The organism is Pseudanabaena sp. FACHB-2040, from assembly GCF_014696715.1.
In the GTDB taxonomy this organism is placed as follows: domain Bacteria; phylum Cyanobacteriota; class Cyanobacteriia; order Phormidesmidales; family Phormidesmidaceae; genus JACVSF01.
Genome location: NZ_JACJQO010000005.1, coordinates 631406 through 649258, shown reverse-complemented (window position 1 = coordinate 649258; position 17853 = coordinate 631406). Strand labels below are relative to the sequence as shown.

Below are 17853 nucleotides of genomic sequence, written 5' to 3'. Positions count from 1 at the left end.
TGGATTAGTGTAACTTCTGTGACGTTCTATAGATGCCTTTGATTTTATCTATCGTTTGGCAGACTCTAAGGAAAGGGTGGGTAAACTCTAGGGGGACTTTTCCACAGCTTCAATGGGGTGTGAAGTTTTAACCAAACAATAAAGGGTAGCGGCTAAAACCTGACCTATGGTGGATCAACTGACGAACCAACGGAACTCTGACACCGGAGATTGTGGCGGGGAAGCTCCGCTGCTAGAGCTGCGCGGCATTACCAAGCAGTTTGGGAATAACAAGGTCCTAGACGGCGTTGACCTCACGGTTTATCCCGGCGAAGCCATCGCGATTATTGGTCCTTCTGGCACAGGTAAATCGACCATCTTGCGCATTATCGCAGGCCTTGAAGCGCCCGGATCAGGCGATATCTTCGTTCAGGGCAAGCGGCGGCTCGGTCTGATTGAAGATTCTCCCGACCCTTTGGGCATTGGTATGGTCTTTCAGCAGGCCGCTCTGTTTGATTCCCTCACGGTGGAGGAAAACGTCGGTTTTCTGCTGTATCAGCACTCTGATCTTCCTGCTAGAGAGATCAGGCGGATTGTGGATGAAGTTTTAGACATGGTGGGGTTGCCAGGAATTGGCAGCCGCTTTCCAGCAGAACTGTCGGGAGGAATGCGTAAGCGGGTGAGTTTTGCCCGCGCCATTGTGTCTAACCCAGAAAACCCTACGGATCGGCCTGCCCTGCTGCTCTACGATGAGCCAACTGCGGGACTAGATCCGATAGCCTCAACGGTGATTGAAGACCTAATTCGGAGCATTCAGAGGGGAAACGGCTGTAGCTCCTACCTGATTGTTACCCATCAAGACAGCACAATACGGAGAACAGCGAATCGGGTGATATTCTTGCACCAGGGGAGAATCCGCTGGAGCGGTTCGGTAGAAGACGTTGATAAAACAGATAACCCGTTCATGCGTCAGTTTTTTAGCGGTCGGGTAGAAGGCCCTATCCAGCTGGTACATTAGCGGGGAGATTCACGCGCAAGCGTTAGGAAGAGGAAATGCGAGCACGGGCAATTCGTGAGGGTTCGGTTGGACTATTAATTTTGATCAGTGTAGGGCTGTTTGGTGCGCTGGTTTTGTGGCTGCGGGGTATCAGTCCAGGAAGACGCACTTATCAAGTGGGCTTTGTGTTTGAAAACACTCTAGGCATGCAGGCGGGGACGGTAGTGCGCTATCGGGGAGTTCCTGTGGGGCGCGTGCTGGCCATCAGTCCAGGGGCTAATGAAGTGACGGTGCTAACTGAAATTACCGCCACTAACCTAAGAATTCCGAAAGCCGTAGAGGCTTATGCCAACCAATCGGGCCTGATTGGCGACACTACGATTGACATCACGCCTCTAGAAATTCTTCCTGAAACCAGTTTGGCTTTGACCCCCTACGGTGAGGACTGTAATTCGCAGCTGATTGTGTGCGATGGCGATGTGCTGCCAGGCCTGGTAGGCGCGAGCTATGAATCGCTGCTGCGCTCAGCGGAAAGACTGGCCAGTACCTATTCCGACCCGCTGCTGGTTGCTGAGCTCAGATCAACTTTGACCAATGCCTCAGTAGCGGCAGCCAAGGCAGGAGTTGTAGCGGATGAGCTGACGGGATTGTCACAGTCGGTGCGGGCTGAGGTGCAGCCACTATCAGCCTCAGCCCGTCGGGCCGCAGACAGCGTGAGCAGCGCGGCAGGCCAGTTTGAGCTGACAGGGGCCGAAGTGAATCGCCTGGTGCTTGCCAACCAGGCCAATCTCAGTAGCACCTTGACCAACCTCAACGTCAGCAGTCAGCAGCTGCTGACAATCATGAACAGCCTGGAACCGGCAGTTCGAGACAGTCAGTTCATTGCTAACCTAGATGCGCTCTCGGCCAATGCGCTGCTGGCTACAAATAGTTTGCGCGACCTCACAGGAGCGGTTAGTACCCGCGAAAACCTGGCGGTGCTGCAGCAGACGCTTGACTCAGCCCGTAATGTTTTTCAGAATGCACAAAAAGTGCTGGCCGATGTGGATGAGCTGACGGGAGATCCGGCCTTTCGGAATAACCTGCGCGACTTGGTCAATGGCCTCAGCAATCTGGTGTCGTCTACAGGCACGCTGGAGCAGCAGGTACAGCTAGCTCAGATGCTGGCCCCGGTAGCAGGACACGAGACAGCAACCCTGACGCTAACAGCCCTACCCGACATGAGCGCATCTCAAGCAGCGACTGTGTCAGGACCGCTGCTGATGGCAGGCAATGGCCAGTATTATCGTCTAGAGTTTGCCCAGCCAGGGATCGCAGTTAAGTCGGCTGCGCCCGCTCAGGCGCAGCAGCCCAGTCAACCTTGATTAGCGCAGCTGCACCACCGGCTGATTGGTCAACACCACGTCTCCGGTCAAAATGTCCTCGACAGTGATACGGAGAAAGCGATCGCTATCGACCTGAAACTGCACTCGAATGCGATCGCTACCCGGCATTCCCGGCGGCATAAGCTGGGCAATGGTGCGGGCTCCGTCGCGGTCGTTGAGGGGCTGCACCTGGGTACTGCCCTGGCTAACCTGGCGGGTGATTAGACGGTCGCCCTCAAAGTAGACCTCGGTGCGACCCGACTCATCGCCCAATTCTCCCAAGATCAGCTCAATGCTGGGCTGTTTTTCTACCGAGGCTCCTAGGGTGAGTTCTACCGGCTCTGCCATGGGGTAGGGCTGCCCTTGCTTGACGATGGGGTGCCAGCCGTGGCGTTTGTTGCGGCGATCCCAGTAACGAATGCCGTAGCTGTGGTAGAGAAAGTCTTTTAGAGCCACCCCCTGCTGAAGCTGAAGCGCTCCCTGGGCAATGGCCTCAAAGGGGCGATCGCACCGGATCTTGTCTGCTGGAAAATACTCTCCAATCCAGCTTTGCACTGCCGGAATTTGGGCGGTTCCTCCCACCAGCAATACCGCATCAATATCGCTGGTTTCGATACCCTGACGGTGGGCCTGCTGAAGCACTTGAGTCAGGCGATTATCTAGACGCTCAAAGAACTGGTTTTCTTGCAAAATGGCGTTGAACTGTTCCCGATTAAGGCTGAGTTCGAAGGTCTCTAGCGTTTCATCATTGAAGTAAACTTCGCTGGCCTGCGGCTGGCTAGAAAGCGCAATTTTGACCCGTTCGGCCAGCCGCAGCGTCAGCGGCGAGAGGGACAGCCCTTGGGCCGCGAAGTGGTCGGCCAGCCAGTTGTCGATGTCGGCACCGCCCAGATTCTCTCCGGACTTGGCAAATACGCGGGCGGTTTGCACCTTCTGGGACGAGCTATCGGCCAGGGAGCGGTTGCCCCACTTGAGCACAAACCCCAGAGGTTTGCGGTTCGCAGGCAGCTCTAGGCGCACCAGAGATAGATCCAGGGTGCCGCCGCCAAAGTCTACCACTAGCAGGGTCTGCCCGCCGCTGAGGCCGTAACCCAGGGCGGCAGCGGTGGGTTCATCGAGCATTCGTACCTGCTGGATATCGAGCGAGTCGCAAAGCTGGCCTAGCCAATGACGATAAGCTTCGAAGCTGTCGACGGGCACCGTGAAGGTGAGGGCGTCTAGATCGCCTGCAGTTGTCTTGAGCTCACTCAGCACGCGGGTCAAAAACCAGTGCCCCACCTGTTCAAAGGACACGCTCTGCCCCTCGATTTCAGGCAAAAACCCCTGCCAAGGAATCCCGATGCCGCGCTTGAAGTTGCGGAAAAAGCGGGGGTCGCTGACCACGTCGAGGCCACGATCGCGCACCGTCTGACCGGCCAGTACGGCTCCGGTGCTGGCCTGCTCGATATAGACTAGGCTGGGAATTAGAGGGGGATTGTCGCTGAGGCTGTAGCTCAGGCCAGGCAGGGTGAGCGTTTCGGCAGATTGGGTAGCGGCATTCCAGCGGGCTACAACGGTGTTGCTGGTGCCAAAGTCAATTGCGAGGGTCATAACTTAGGGAAAAGCCCAAACAGTCAGCGCCAGAGACTTCTACTCAAGAGAGACAGCCTTTGACGGGTGAGTTCTATTAAGTCATTAAAGGGAACTGCGAATCAAGCAAGGAAGCTCTTCCCTGAGGTGTCGGGATCTTTTGGGGGGTCTTGCCGCAGATCATCGGACCAGGGGCGAATTGTCTGAGCGAGGTTGGGAGGGTCGCTCAGCATCATCACCGAGCAGGCCAGATCGACGACCAGCTGGTTGGTAACCTCGCTGGCTGCCATCAGCCCGCCCGCAGTTTGTCGGCGAGTGGTTCGCAAAATCACTAGGTCATGGGCCCGCGAGAAGCGGGTGATGATTTGTGCGATCGCAATAGACGGCACCAGCTCAATCGTGGCAGGCGGCTTCTGCTGAACGTCGATCCACCGGGCTAGCTGAGTCTTGAAGCTGGCAATCTGCTGAGCCGGGGTGCGGGGATGGTATATGTGCAGTAGCGTAATTTGCCCCTCGGTGCTTAGGGCTAGGCGCTCTGCTAGCTGCACCTGCTCCAGGGCATATTCTGAGAGATCTTTTAAGGGCACCAAAATTCGCTGGAACCGTCCTGGATCGTCTAGTAGCCGGGTCACGGCAACCGGGCAGTGAGCCGACCAGCAAACCGAGTCAATGATGCTGCCAAACAGCCGAGTTTGCAGGGTGTTGGTTTTGCCCCAGCCCATCAAAATGAGATCCGTTCGCTGCTCTCGGGCAGCCCGGGTGATACCCTGAGCGATGTTGTCGTCAATGCGCAGCAGCGATTGGGCCTGTACCTGCAGAGTTTGGGTGGTTTCTTCGGCTCGATCCAGCAGCTGTTGGCTGCGGGCCATGCCCTCGGCTAGCTGCTCGTCGCCCAATTTGGCGTGGGCAATGGTGACTGCTAGGGGAATCAATTTGCCAGAACCCTGTACTAACCGGGCCGCTAAGTGAATCAGGGGCTGCTCGGTCAGGGGGTTGGCCACGGGCACCAGCAGCGTTAGAGACTCTCGCCGCAGGGCTAGAGTCCCTGTAGTTTCGGGGGAAAGGGAAGCCGGGGGGGCCGACTTGATCAGTCGAGGGACTGCCTGAGCCGTGATAGAAGGGCCGAGCGTTGCCGTGACCAGCATCAGCACCAAAACGCTATTGAGTACGGCATCGTTGAGTAGCCCCACCCGGTAGCCCACCAGAGTCGCCGCCAGGGTCGCCGCCACTTGAGGCAGAGAGAGAGACCAGATGGTCATAGTCTGGGCCCAGCTGTAGCGGTACATCAGCCGAGTGATAAAGGCGGCGGCAAACTTGCTGGCAATCAGCCCCACCACAATCGCCAAACATAGCCAGATTGCAGATAGGGTGCGAATAAAGGCAGGCAGGTCGATGAGCAGCCCCATATCGATAAAGAAGATGGGAATGAAGAGGACACTGCCGACAAAGATTACCTTTTCCTTTGCCGGACCTTCGGGCACCACACTGTTGACAGCGAGACCCGCTAAAAACGCGCCGACAATCTTTTCAATGCCAACTACCTCGGCCCCTACTGCTGCTAGAAACAGGGCCAGCAAGATAAACAGAAACTGGTTACCCTCGTTGTCACCACTGCGGCGGAAAAAGGCACGGCCAATTCGTTTTAGGCTGAATAAGACGACGAAGACGTAGAGTGCGATCGCACCTAGCAGTCGTGCCCCAGTAGCCAGCGTCAGATCCCCAGTATTAAAAGCCACACACAGGGCCAGCACTAGCAGCGCGCCAATGTCGGTAAAAATAGTGCCGCCAATGGTGACAATCACCGACTCATCCCGCACTGCCCCAAAGCTGCGAACAATTGGATAACCCAAGGGTGTGTGGGAGGCCAGGAGAGATCCCATCAAAATGGCCGCGTTCCAACCAAAGCCAAAAGATCGGCCAATTACGGTACCGGTGATTAGAGGCAGCGAAAAAGTCAGCAGGCCAAAACTCATCGAGCGGTTGCGGATCTTGCGAAACTCTTCCAGGTCAATCTCCAGTCCCGCGACAAACAAGAGATACACCACCCCAATGTCTGAAAGCAGCTCAATTGTTTCAGAGTTGCCGTCTAGCCAGCCTAGCCCCTGCGGGCCAAACACTATCCCAGCCGCCAGTAGGCCCACCAGATCTGGTAGCCGCAGCTGCTTAAACAGCGGGGGAACGGTCAGGATGATGGCTAGTAGTAGGGTAAACAGACCGATGGGATTTTCCCGAAAAAAAGCTAATACCGCGTTCATAGCCCTCCGACTACATAAGGGGATGCCCCTGGTTCAACTAACAGTTGCGACTTCTTTGACATTCCGCCTTAGAGGCGAATTCCCTTCAAGATACCCCGCGCAGGTGCTTGAGTCTTGGCTAAACTGGCGATTAGGATAAAAGTGAAATAGGCAGAGGAACCCATTCATGGATGAGGTGAAAATTCCCACCTCCAAGAGCTTCAAAAAGCTCCAGTCGTGGCTGCGGGGCCAGGTCGGCAAAGCTATCCACGACTACGACATGATCCAGGATGGCGACAAAGTCATGGTCTGTCTGTCTGGCGGCAAAGACTCCCATACCCTGCTAGATATCCTCCTCTTGCTTCAGCGTAGCGCCCCGGTTCACTTTGAGCTTTTGGCGGTTAACCTAGATCAAAAGCAGCCCGGCTTTCCAGCCCACGTTTTACCAGAATATTTTGAGTCGATTGGGGTGCCCTATCGCATCGTCGAGCAAGATACCTACAGCACTGTCAAGCGCATTATCCCCGAGGGCAAGACGATGTGCAGCCTGTGCTCCCGCCTGCGTCGGGGCGCACTCTACCGAGCCGCTGCTGAAGTAGGGGCAACCAAAATTGCTCTGGGCCACCACCGAGACGACATGGTAGAAACGCTGTTTCTCAACCTGTTTCACGGCGGACGACTCAAGGCCATGCCGCCCAAGCTGCTGACTGATGACCGGCAGCACATCGTCATCCGGCCCTTGGCCTACTGCCCGGAAAAAGATATTGCCCGCTATGCCCGCCAGCGGCAGTTTCCCATCATCCCCTGCACCCTCTGCGGCTCTCAGGAAAACTTGCAGCGATCGCAAGTTAAGCAGATGCTGCAAGACTGGGAGCGGCAGTGGCCAGGCCGCTTAGAAACGCTGTTTCACAGCCTGCAAAACGTGGCCCCTTCTCAACTGGCCGATCCAAATTTATTTGATTTTGCTGGGTTAGAAGCCATCCGCGCAGCAGAGCTGCCAACTTCAGAGACCCTGTCTTCTGATGAACTGGCCGCTAACGAACTGGCCCTCGAAGCAGAGTTTGACCCTATGCTTTCTCTGGTGCAGTAGGCAGTTTGTTTTTAGAGCCCTGAGAAAGCCGTCTTTGAGGCAAGGGGACTGCCCCCCCTCACTGCGGTGTAGCCGGAATGCGGTCTAGCTGGGCTTGCGCCGTGGCGGCCCACTGAGGATTGCGCTGGGCGATGTAGAGGCCCTTGGCATATTCCAAGACGCGCTTGGCCTCGTCATATTTGCCTTGCTGCAGCAGCACCAGCCCAGCGCTGTAATAAGCATCCGCGTAGTTAGGATTGAGCTGGGTTGCCGATCGAAATGCATCGAGAGCCGGTTCTCCTTGCCCCTGATTAAACAGAGCAATGCCCAGGTTGTAGTGGGCCTCAGGATACTGCTGCCGCACCTCCAGAGCTTTTTGAAAGGCCGCTACGGCCTCGGTGTACTGTTGGCGACGAGAGTAGATTAGGCCCACATGGAAATAAGGTTCGGGCGCATTAGGCGTAAGCTCGGCAGCCCGCTGGAGAGTTGCGATCGCATCTTCTACCCGCCCCTGCGCCTGATATACCAGCCCCAGATTGTAGTAAGCATTACCCAGATCCGGCTGAATCTGGATGGCCCGCTCCAGATAAGACTGGGCTTGGTCAGCGTTAGTGCCCTCAATTAAGGCCGCACCCAGGTTGGCATAGGCCATCGCAAACTGAGGGTCGGCTTGAGTCGCTCGCCAAAAAGCATCCGCCGCCTCCTGCAGCTTGCCCTGCTGCCGATAGCCCAGCCCCAAGTTGTAGTAAGCAGCCGCCAAACTCGGGTCAATCGCCGCCGCCTGCTGAAAAGCCGCCATCGCCGCCTCAAACTGCCCCTGCTGAATCAGCATGAGGCCTCGATTAAGCTCCGCCTCAGCAGCCGTCGGGGGCGCAGGCTCACTCTGAGCAGCCGTAAAACTAGGCCACGCCCCTACAAGAGCCGCCAGAGACAGCGCCACCAGCCAAGGGCGAAAAGACAAAACCCGATACCAAAGCTGCTTCCGGTAAATCATGGCAACTTGAAGCGCGTGCTGCAGAAATTTGAGTCTAAGGTTAGCACCTGATCTGCGCTTTGGCACGAGTGGGTCGAGGTGGGTAGCAGGGTGGATGAGTGAGGGGAGGTAGGAGCGGTAGGGGATAAAGCTTTAAGTTTTGAGTTTCAGCCCTATGGGCTTAGTGTCAAGCGCAACACTCCACCCTTCACCCTTTACCCCCTAACCCTTCACCCCCTAACCCACCGCCGCCAACTGCCCCACCTCATCCGGGCTAAGGTGGGCATTGAGCACCTGCCCGTCGCGGAACCAAACAACCCGACGGGTAGTGCGGGCAACCTCAGGTTCGTGGGTCACCATGACGACGGTGATGCCGCTGGCATTAAGGTCTGAGAAGATATCCAGCACATCTTGAGTGGTGCGAGAGTCGAGCGCTCCCGTGGGTTCGTCAGCCAGTAGCAACAGAGGCCGGTTGACGATGGCGCGTGCGATCGCAACTCGCTGCTGCTGACCTCCTGATAGCTGGTTGGGGCGGTTCTGCATCCGATCCCCCAGGCCTACTTGTTTCAAGGCTTCTTGGGCGCGCTGGTGCCGCTCTGCTGCAGGCACGCTGGCATAGACCATCGGCAGCTCTACATTCTCTTGAGCCGTCAGTTGGGGCAGCAGGTGAAACTGCTGAAACACAAAGCCAATCTTGCGGTTGCGAACGTGGGCCAGGGTATCGTCATCCAAGGTAGCCACGTTTTCCCCATCTAGATAGTAATCGCCTGCACTAGGTCGATCGAGGCAGCCAATGACATTCATCGCCGTGGATTTGCCCGAACCCGAAGGCCCCATGATGGCACAGTACTCGCCTGTTTCAATCTGCAGATCCACATCCCACAGCGCGTGAACTTCTGTGTTGCCAGCACCGTAGACCTTGCGAACGTGGCGAAATTCGATCAGGGGATGGGTCATGGCGTGGGAGAAGGTAGGAGATACGCCTACTCTATCTCAGCGAAAGAGACACTAGGGAGGGGGACACAAGGGGGGGAGATGGGGGTGCGGGGAGGAGATGGGGGGGGAGATGGGGGTGCGGGGAGGAGATGGGGAAGACAAGAAGCCTCGTAGTTGGTGTCAAGCACAGCGCGGCCTAACAATCCCAACTCCCTCCCCGCACTTTAACTTTTGTAGAGCACCCGTATCCGGCGATACAAAGCGGCTGATAAAGCCCAAATTTCTAAGCTATTGTATTTAATTCGGAGAATTTTTATCGCGGCCAGGGGCAGGAGTCAGGCGATGCTGTATTCCCCGGATCAGCGGGAAGCGCTGAGTTGGGTAATTAAGGAGATTCATGGAAAGGGCTGGGCGACGGGCACTGGCGGCAACTTCAGTGCGGTGGATAGTCGTGAGCCGCTGGCGCTGCTGATGGCTCCCAGTGGAGTGGATAAGGGCATGGTGACTCCGGCAGACCTGATTCGGGTGAACCAGCAGGGGGTGGTAATTGAGGGTAGCGGCAAAGCCTCGGCAGAAACGCCGCTGCACTTAGCTATTGTCGAAGCGACTGGGGCCGGAGCGGTGCTGCATACTCACTCGGTTTTTAATACGCTGCTGTCGGTTGTCTATGCGGCTCAGGGGGCGGTGCCTTTAGCGGGCTATGAAATGCTCAAGGGTCTAGAGGGCATCACCACCCACGACACGACAGTGCAGATTCCGGTGCTGCCCAATTCCCAAGACATGCAGCAGTTGAGTCAAGAGATCCGCCCTATTTTGCAGCAGAACCCGCATTCCCACGGGGTTCTTTTATCCGGTCATGGCCTGTATACCTGGGGTAATACGTTATTTCAGGCACGACGACACCTGGAAATTTTGGAATTTTTGTTTGAATTGACCTACCGCAAACTGACGCTGCCTGCAATGTAGCCCGCTTAAGCCCAGAATGTTGCACCGGGGCGAGCAGATCACCACCCTGAATGCGGTGATGGGTGACACTCCTAAAGTTTTGAACCTTCTCTTTTTTGAATTCTTACGAGGTGACTATGGCTGTTCTCAATATCGCTGAAGAAAATCGCAGAATCACGGATCCCGAAGAGATCAAGGCCTATCTGGCCAACATCGGCATTGGCTTTGAGCGCTGGGAACCATCCCACCCGCTGCCAGAAGAGGCCACGGCTGAAGAGGTGCTAGCGGCATACTCTAAAGAAATTGAAGTGCTGAAGCAGTCTGGGGCGTATGTTACCGCCGACGTGATCGATATCAAGCCCGACACTCCCAACCTGGAGGTCATGCTGGATAAGTTCAGTAAAGAGCACTGGCACGATGAAGACGAGGTGCGCTTCACACTGTCTGGACACGGGCTTTTCCATATCAATCCGAAGACTGGTCCGGTCGTTGGCATTGAGGTTGGGCCGGGAGATCTGCTGGTCGTGCCGCGCGGCACGCACCACTGGTTTGGACTCTGCGGCGATCGCAGAATTCGCGCCATTCGCATGTTTCAGGAGATGTCGGGTTGGGCTCCCCACTACACCGAAAGCGCTAAAGAGCAGAGCTATGTGCCGATGTGCTTTGGCCCTGCTTTTGTAACGGCTTAGCAAATGGGGGCGTCATGCGATGATGCCCCCTTACTACTAATGCACTACAGCAACTTAGGACCATTCGACTGGTAGGTTGGGTCGAAGACGTGAAACCCAACATTGGCGAGGATTGTGGGTTTTGCAAAGCCTCAACCCACCCTACAGGTTTAACTGATGCGCGGGGATGGGCAATGGCAGAGCGAATTTCAGATCAGGTTGAGGCGATTCTTCTAGATATTGAGGGCACGACTACCCCTGTAGACTTCGTGTTTGGCGTCCTCTTTCCCTTTGCCCGCGACCAAGCTGAAAGATTCCTCCAGGCCCACGGACAGGAGGCAGCGGTTCAGGCCGACCTGGCTCTGCTGCGACAGGAGTATGAAGCAGACCGGGTTCAAGGGCTGGATCTGCCGGACTGGCAGGGGGACGAGCCGACAGCAGCAGTGGCGTATATTCAGTATTTGATTGGGTGCGATCGCAAGTCCATCGGCCTCAAATCCCTCCAGGGCAAACTGTGGAACCAGGGCTACGCCGACGGCAGCCTCCAATCCCAAATCTACCCCGATGTCTATCCCGCTTTTAAGCGCTGGAAAGCGGCGGGTAAAGCGCTATTTATCTTCTCCTCGGGCAGCATCCAGGCGCAAAAGCTGCTGTTTGCCCACACTGATCAAGGCGATTTGACAACCTGGCTCAGCGGCTATTTCGACACCACTACCGGCCCGAAAAAAGAAGCTGAAAGCTACCAGAAAATTGCTTCTACTATCGGCCTGCCTCCAGAGCAAATCCTTTTCATCTCTGATATCGCTGCAGAGCTCCAAGCAGCCCAGGCAGCCGGCATGAAAACCCTGTTTTCCTATCGCCCCGGCAACCCCTCCAAAGACGCTGAAAGCTTTCCGCTCATTGAGAACTTTGACACCATCTAGAATTTCTCCGAGGGGCAGTGCCCGCCCAACCGAGTAGCCTGACAAATACACAACACAAAAAGGATATGAAACCTTCCCAGACGGGTCAGCTTCATATCCTTGTCAGCTACTTTAAAGAACTTAGGAGAGCAACCTTTTACCTAAGGGTGAACCTTGAAGGTTGAAAGCTAGATCAGCCTTCAAGGTCTGTAGCGCTTCAGCCTAGAACGTGTAGCCTACGCCCAGAGTGCCATTAACGCGGGTGTTGCCGGTGAAAGACACGTTGACGCCGCCGTTGAGGACGAAGTTGTCGGTCAGCAGATAGTCAACACCTGCAGTTGCCATCGGACCTACTGAGGTGTTACCGCCAGTGACAACAGAGACACCGCCGCCGACGTAGGGCAGCAGACGACCATCATCAGTGATGGCACCTAGGTCGTAGGTCACAGGCACAGAGATGATGGTGCCTTCGCTGTCGAAGTCAAAGTTGGTGATTACACCGGGGCGAACAGAAACCTGGTCAGCAACGGAGAGCTTGCTGTTAACAGATAGACCGATGTTGCTGCCACCTAGGCCACCAGCGCCGACACCAGCACCGATGTAGTTGTAGTCTGTAGCGGCGGTTTGAGCGTTAGCAGCAGTGGGCATAACTGCGATCGCAGCAGCAGCGAGACCCAAAGAGATAGAAGTGAATAGACGAGCTTTCATGAACGTTCTCCAAGAAACAGACTGCGTGTAGTTGAGACATTCCCTGAGGCGTTAGAGGTTGTTTGAGCCTTGCTGATTCAGGGAGGTTTGAGTGTCGAGTTTGAGGTGTTGCTCGCCCTCGTATTCATAGTTGTAGCGCTAAGAGAGAGGGAATGGATTGCACCTTTATGCCACTTAGTGCAGTGGCAACAGCAATCTCTTTGGCATTAAGAGCCATTCCGGTAAATCCCTCAAAGGGAGACGCTACAAGGGCCTCAAGCTTCAGATCGGGTCGCTTAAAGCCGCCAAACAAGGTCGAGCAGTGGATCAAATTGACCCCACCAAAAGGTCACTCGGCCAAACTGGCACATTATCTGTCACAACACTCAAGAGTCTAACGACCATACTGCTTAGTTCCCTCTGTCAAAAGGTCTCCTTCAAAAGACAGATAGGAGTAGTCGGAGAGACTAACAATAAGGTTGGCCGACGCCTATACTTCACTTACATTCTGCGCTATGTATTCTTCTTTTATGGATTTGGCCTCGCCTGGTTTTATTCTGTTTGCTCAACATGGATGGGCTGACGACAACCGGGCCATGCTGGCTCTAGCACAGGCACTAGCAACCCCACAGGCGCATATTGTGGCCCCTAGCCTCGGCTACCTCCAGACGTGGCTGAGAATAATGCCCCTAATTGAGGCGGCGGAGCAGATTGCTCGACAAACTCTCGCTCAGCACCCTGATTTACCCCTACGGATTGTGGGCCATTCGATGGGTGGGCTAATCTGGCTGGAACTGTTGCATCGTCATCCAGAGTGGTGGAGCCGGGTTCATTCCCTGGTGCTGGTGGCTTCTCCGGTGGGCGGTTCTGACCTGAGCAGGCTGATAGATCCCATAGGCTTTGGGGTGGGTATTGCAGCAGATCTGGGCAAAACTCGATGTGCGATCGCAGAACCCATTGCCGCCCAAATTCCCACTTTGATCATTGCGGGCGACATTGATGGCGGCAGCGACGGCACTGTACCCGTAGCCTGCACCCAGTTCGCCAATGCCCAGTTTCTTTGTCTGCCGGGGCTATCCCATGCGGTCATGCGGAATCACCCCGCTGTCGCTTCAGCCATTCAGGAATTTTGGACCGATACCAATCGGGGCGAGCCGCTAGTCATTATTCCGGTGATCAACCGCCTGCGAGCAATTGAGTGGGTGACTGACGGACATCCCCGAGATTTTGCCAAAGCCAAGACCCTAATCGCGCTCAAAGACGGCAGCACTTTGCGCACCTGGAGAAATTCCCTCGGAATCCTACACATCTACGTAGCGGCTCCCGATGGCCAGTGCCTCTACTCCGGATTCATCGGCTGGTTTCATGAGAAAGAGCTGCAGCAGACGCTAGACGTGATTAGGGCTGAAGAGGGAATCGCCTCTGCCTAAAGCGCTCTTAGCAGCGCCCGTCAAACCCTTAAAATAACTGACATCCCAATCCTAGCGCTGCCGCCATGCCTGACCTGCCCCCCCTGAATACAGACACCATTTGGGCCATCCTCAACGAGAAGCTAGACGACGACACCGTCAACCGCCTGGTCTGGTACTACCTGGGCTACCAGCAGACCGCAGAGGGTTGGAACACCGCTCACGTAGAGCCCGCCTGGAGCGAGAAATACCCTGAGCCGCCCAACTTTATCGAAAGCCGTCCGGCCACTGTGCAGCTCACCCGCTCTATCCCCCCTGAAAATAAGCAGCTGCTGAAAGAGCAGCTTGGCTTTAAGGGCTACAGTATCGATCAGCTCGTTCCCCGGCTGACCCGCCGCGCAACAATGGCTAACTGGCTGCTGAGCTACCTGAAGGCGCATCCAACCGAGTAAGGCAGGCCAAACAAAAAAAAGGACGCAGATAACTCTGCGTCCTGTGGCTCTCAAACCACTTTTTCTCGAAGGGAGAAACTTGTTGACTCCTAGTCGGCTCCTAGGCCGCCTGCTCGCTGCGGGGTTGGGAGTCGAGGAAAAGCTTGTGACAGTGAGCAGGAACTTGAAAATCCATTGCTAATTTGGCTAGATGAGATAAGAAATCGCTGCAGACTGGGTCGATGCTTCTAATATGGACCGCGCTCCTTGAAGAATTGCTAAGGGAATTTACTGAATTTTGAGGCTGAGGGGCCGCGCCCTCGTCAGATTTACGGGCCTCAATGCCACTGAGGAAAGGCCTTTGAGCGGGTTTAGGGAAAGCGATATGCTAGCCCTGGAGTAAAAACGTAGACGATGACCACTCGCTCGGTTCAATACACCCCTCGTAAGCTCTGGCTTGCTGCTATTAAGCCACCGATGTATAGCGTGGCAGTTATGCCGATTTTGGTGGGCAGCGCCGCCGCCTATGCTGAAACTCAGGTCTTTAAGGCAGGCGTTTTCTGTACCTTTGCCCTGTCTGCCGTGCTGATTTTGGCCTGGGAAAACCTCAGCAATGATGTCTTTGACTCAGAGACGGGCATTGATGTGAACAAAGCCCATTCTTTGGTCAACCTAACCCGCAATAAGCGGATGATCTTTTGGATTAGTAATCTGTTTTTGGGAGTTGGTATTGCGGGGATTGTTGCGATCGCAATCGGCCAGCAAGACCCCACAGTGTTGGCCCTGATTTTGGCCTGTTGCGGGCTGGGCTACCTTTATCAAGGGCCGCCATTTCGATTGGGCTATCAGGGGCTAGGCGAAATCCTCTGCTTCCTGGCCTTTGGGCCTTTGGGTGTGGGAGCGGCTTACTACAGTCAGGCCCAGACCTGGTCGTGGAGTAGCCAGCTAGCGGGCTTAATCATCGGCCTGACAACCACGCTGGTGCTGTTTTGCTCGCACTTTCATCAGGTCGAAGATGACCTCGCCGCAGGCAAGCGATCGCCCATTGTCAGGATGGGGACAAAGCGCGGGGCAGCTCTGATTCCCTGGGCCTGTGCCAGCGTCTTTGCTCTAATCGTCTTTGCTGTAGCGGCTGATTATTTCCCGCTGTGGACGCTGCTGGTGCTAGCCAGTGTGCCTCCAGCAGTAAGGCTGAGCCAGTATGTGGGGCAATTCCATCACGTGCCGGAAAAGGTCAGTAACTCTAAGTTCATTGCCATTGGCTTTCACTTCTGGAGCGGCGTGCTGCTGGCGCTGGGGCTACTGCTGCCTACCGGCGTCTGATGCGGTGGGTTGAGTATCGTCCTTACGAGAGGCCGTTCTGTCAGCCGCTAAAAACGGCGCATGGGCTGTGGTCGGTGCGGCAGGGGATTTTGCTCAGGCTGACCGACCCGACAGGCCGTGTAGGCTATGGCGAGGTTGCGCCGATTCCTTGGTTTGGCTCTGAGACAACGGCAGCGGCCCTAGCGTTTTGTCAAAGCCTGAGCGGCTGGCAGGATGATCTGCAGTTGCGAGAAATTTCGGCAGCGCTGCCCGCCTGTCAGTTTGGCTTTGGGCTGGCCCTAGCCGATTTAGAGGCTCTTTTACCCCTGCCAAAACTGGAACCGAGAGCGATTTGCGGCCTGCTGCCAGCGGGGGAAGCGGCGCTGCATCGGTGGCAACCCCTATGGCAGCAAGGACACCGCACTTTTAAGTGGAAGGTGGGCGTGCAGGCCCTAGACATTGAACTGGAGGGCTTACAGGCTCTAGCGAGGGAATTGCCATCGGAGGGGCAACTGCGGCTCGATGCCAATGGGGGCCTGACAGAAGTGGAGGCAGCGCAATGGCTAGAAGCTTGTGATGCGCTGCCTGGAAAGATCGAGTTTCTAGAACAGCCCTTGCCGCCTGAGCAGTTTGAGGCTTTACAGCGTTTAAGCCAGCGCTGTCAAACCCCGATTGCCTTGGATGAATCGGTGGCGACTTTGGCCCAGCTTGAGGGCTGTTGGCGGCTGCAGTGGTCAGGGATCTACGTCGTTAAACCTACTATTTGTGGCTATCCGGCTGAGTTGACGCGGTTTATTTGCGATCGCTCTCTGGATGTGGTGCTGTCTTCGGCTCTGGAAACTGGGGTAGGGAGACGGGGTGCGATCGCACTAGCTCAGGAAATCTCGCTCAACCCCAAAAGGGCCTTGGGCTTTGGCACTGGCAGCCTGTTTGATGATGATTGGGATAGTCTCCCAGCGGAGCAGCTATGGGAAGCAGTTTGAACCCTAGAGAGGTTTTACAGCAGCGGTGGGGCGATGACTGGCTGGTGGGGATAGACAGTCAGGTATTTTGGCAAAGGGTCGAGGTGCAGATAGAGCAGTGCCGAGAGCAGGCATCTCCAGTCGTGCTAATTACAGAACGCGATCCGCTCAAGTTTCTCTCTACTTTCTGGGCGGCCTGGGCGGCAGATTGCCCGATTTACCTAGGCAGCCCTGACTGGGGTGAGCGCGAGTGGCAGCAGGTGTGGGCGCAGGGCAAACCCGACACAATTTGGGGAGATCTGCCCCCCAACTGCCTGCCCCCACAGACAGCGCCTCTGCTGGCCTTGGAACGGGGCAGGGTTGGCATTCCCACTGGGGGATCTGGGGGACAGATTAAGTTTGCAGTGCATAGCTGGGAAACGCTTGTGGCGGCGGTTGAGGGCTTTCAGCAGCATTTTCAGGTGGGGCAGGTCCATGCCTACTGTGTGCTGCCGCTGTATCACGTTAGCGGGCTGATGCAGGCGCTGCGGGCGTTTATCTCTAGGGGCAGGCTGGCAATTCAGCCGTTTAAAGCATTGAGCACCGGCAATCGATTGACCCTTCCAGCCCAAGGCAGCTTTATCTCCCTGGTGCCAACTCAGCTGCAGCGGCTCTTAACCCAGGGAGCGGCAACCTGGCTGAGCCAATTTCAGGCGGTGCTATTGGGGGGAGCGCCCGCCTGGTCAGCTCTGCTGGAGCAGGCGCGGCTACAGGCAGTGCCAGTTGCGCTTACCTACGGCATGACCGAGACGGCAGCGCAGGTAGCAACTTTGCTGCCTGCAGAATTTCTCAGCGGGCGGAACTGTGCGGGGCGAGTGCTGCCCCATGCCCGGATTGAGATCTGGGATGAGGCAGGGGCCGTGCTGCCGCCAGGGGAGGTGGGGCAGATCTGTGTGTATGTGCGATCGCTAGCCCATCGCTATATCCAAACACACTTTGGTTCCCAGTCAGTCCCAACTGGTGTTGAGGGCTGGCGCGGCTTTCTTCCCGGCGATTTGGGCTACTTGGATGAACAGGGCTACCTGTCTGTCGTGGGCCGCAACAGTACGAAGATCATCACCGGGGGTGAAAAGGTGTTTCCTGAGGAAGTGGAGCGAGTGATTCGAGAGACGGGCTTAGTGAGTGACGTGTGCGTGGTGGGCCTAACAGACCCCGATTGGGGGCAGGTGGTAACGGCTGTGTATGTGCCGGGGGAGGCAGGCCCGGAAGTGGGGAAACTGCGGCAGCAAATTATGCCTCAGCTAAGCAAGTTTAAGCAGCCTAAGCACTGGATCGCGGTTGAGTCTCTGCTGCTTAATGCGCAGGGCAAGGTCAACCGTCAGGCAGTTTTACAGCTAGCCAAGCAGCGGTTGAAGAGTGTCTCGTAGTGGATGACATGGCTAAACTG

At 56.0% G+C, this 17853-nt stretch carries 16 protein-coding genes; 11 read left to right on the top strand and 5 right to left on the bottom strand.

Annotation, left to right across the window (positions count from 1 at the left end; all coding sequences use genetic code 11):
• Positions 1–166: 166 nt before the first annotated feature.
• Positions 167–997 carry an ABC transporter ATP-binding protein gene (locus H6G13_RS06665; RefSeq protein WP_190482367.1) on the top strand — a complete coding sequence of 277 codons (831 nt, stop codon included), beginning with the start codon at positions 167–169 and terminating at the stop codon, positions 995–997.
• A 35-nt stretch (positions 998–1032) separates the two neighbouring features.
• Entirely contained in the window at positions 1033–2340 is a 1308-nt protein-coding gene (locus H6G13_RS06660) for an MlaD family protein (protein WP_190482366.1), read from the top strand.
• On the opposite strand, the gene H6G13_RS06655 is transcribed toward H6G13_RS06660, so the two are convergent.
• Together H6G13_RS06655 and H6G13_RS06650 are read right to left on the bottom strand one after the other, a co-directional pair.
• Positions 2341–3930: an Hsp70 family protein gene (locus H6G13_RS06655; protein WP_190482365.1), complete on the bottom strand. Its 1590-nt coding sequence runs from the start codon at positions 3928–3930 to the stop codon at positions 2341–2343.
• 101 nt (positions 3931–4031) lie between these two features.
• Positions 4032–6164, bottom strand: a complete 2133-nt coding sequence (locus tag H6G13_RS06650; protein WP_190482364.1) for a cation:proton antiporter — start codon at positions 6162–6164, stop codon at positions 4032–4034.
• 166 nt (positions 6165–6330) lie between these two features.
• Here H6G13_RS06650 and ttcA point away from each other — a divergent pair, with 166 nt between their 5' ends.
• Entirely contained in the window at positions 6331–7233 is a 903-nt protein-coding gene (ttcA, locus tag H6G13_RS06645; RefSeq protein WP_190482363.1) for a tRNA 2-thiocytidine(32) synthetase TtcA, read from the top strand.
• 58 nt (positions 7234–7291) lie between these two features.
• Here the strand turns inward: ttcA and H6G13_RS06640 are convergent, their stop codons facing one another.
• Positions 7292–8206 carry a tetratricopeptide repeat protein gene (locus H6G13_RS06640; RefSeq protein WP_190482362.1) on the bottom strand — a complete coding sequence of 305 codons (915 nt, stop codon included), beginning with the start codon at positions 8204–8206 and terminating at the stop codon, positions 7292–7294.
• A 216-nt stretch (positions 8207–8422) separates the two neighbouring features.
• On the bottom strand, positions 8423–9142 hold the full coding sequence (locus H6G13_RS06635; RefSeq protein ID WP_190482361.1) for an ABC transporter ATP-binding protein: 720 nt from the start codon (positions 9140–9142) through the stop codon (positions 8423–8425).
• Positions 9143–9463: 321 nt separating this feature from the next.
• Between H6G13_RS06635 and mtnB the strand changes: the two genes are divergently transcribed.
• The 3 genes from mtnB (at position 9464) to mtnC (ending at position 11657) form a co-directional block, all read left to right on the top strand.
• Positions 9464–10087, top strand: a complete 624-nt coding sequence (gene mtnB, locus H6G13_RS06630) for a methylthioribulose 1-phosphate dehydratase (protein WP_190482360.1) — start codon at positions 9464–9466, stop codon at positions 10085–10087.
• A gap of 116 nt (positions 10088–10203) precedes the next feature.
• A complete protein-coding gene (locus H6G13_RS06625; protein WP_190482359.1) occupies positions 10204–10755 on the top strand; it encodes a cupin domain-containing protein in 552 nt (183 codons plus the stop codon).
• A 173-nt stretch (positions 10756–10928) separates the two neighbouring features.
• Positions 10929–11657, top strand: coding sequence for an acireductone synthase (gene mtnC / locus H6G13_RS06620; RefSeq protein WP_190482358.1), 729 nt, complete (start codon positions 10929–10931; stop codon positions 11655–11657).
• Positions 11658–11858: 201 nt separating this feature from the next.
• Here mtnC and H6G13_RS06615 read toward each other — a convergent pair whose 3' ends face one another.
• Entirely contained in the window at positions 11859–12344 is a 486-nt protein-coding gene (locus tag H6G13_RS06615) for a hypothetical protein (RefSeq protein WP_190482357.1), read from the bottom strand.
• Between the two features lie 494 nt (positions 12345–12838).
• On the opposite strand from H6G13_RS06615, the gene H6G13_RS06610 reads away from it, so the two are divergent.
• The 5 genes from H6G13_RS06610 (at position 12839) to H6G13_RS06590 (ending at position 17833) form a co-directional block, all read left to right on the top strand.
• A complete protein-coding gene (locus H6G13_RS06610; RefSeq protein ID WP_242028169.1) occupies positions 12839–13753 on the top strand; it encodes an alpha/beta hydrolase in 915 nt (304 codons plus the stop codon).
• 65 nt (positions 13754–13818) lie between these two features.
• Entirely contained in the window at positions 13819–14184 is a 366-nt protein-coding gene (locus H6G13_RS06605; protein ID WP_190482356.1) for a DUF1823 family protein, read from the top strand.
• A gap of 393 nt (positions 14185–14577) precedes the next feature.
• Positions 14578–15486 carry a 2-carboxy-1,4-naphthoquinone phytyltransferase gene (menA, locus tag H6G13_RS06600; protein WP_190482355.1) on the top strand — a complete coding sequence of 303 codons (909 nt, stop codon included), beginning with the start codon at positions 14578–14580 and terminating at the stop codon, positions 15484–15486.
• Positions 15486–16448, top strand: coding sequence for an o-succinylbenzoate synthase (locus H6G13_RS06595; RefSeq protein WP_190482354.1), 963 nt, complete (start codon positions 15486–15488; stop codon positions 16446–16448). Before menA ends, H6G13_RS06595 begins: the two co-directional genes overlap by 1 nt.
• Positions 16433–17833 (top strand): 2-succinylbenzoate--CoA ligase, encoded by a 1401-nt coding sequence (locus H6G13_RS06590; RefSeq protein ID WP_190482353.1) that lies wholly within the window; start codon positions 16433–16435, stop codon positions 17831–17833. Before H6G13_RS06595 ends, H6G13_RS06590 begins: the two co-directional genes overlap by 16 nt.
• The last annotated feature ends 20 nt before the right edge of the window (positions 17834–17853 follow it).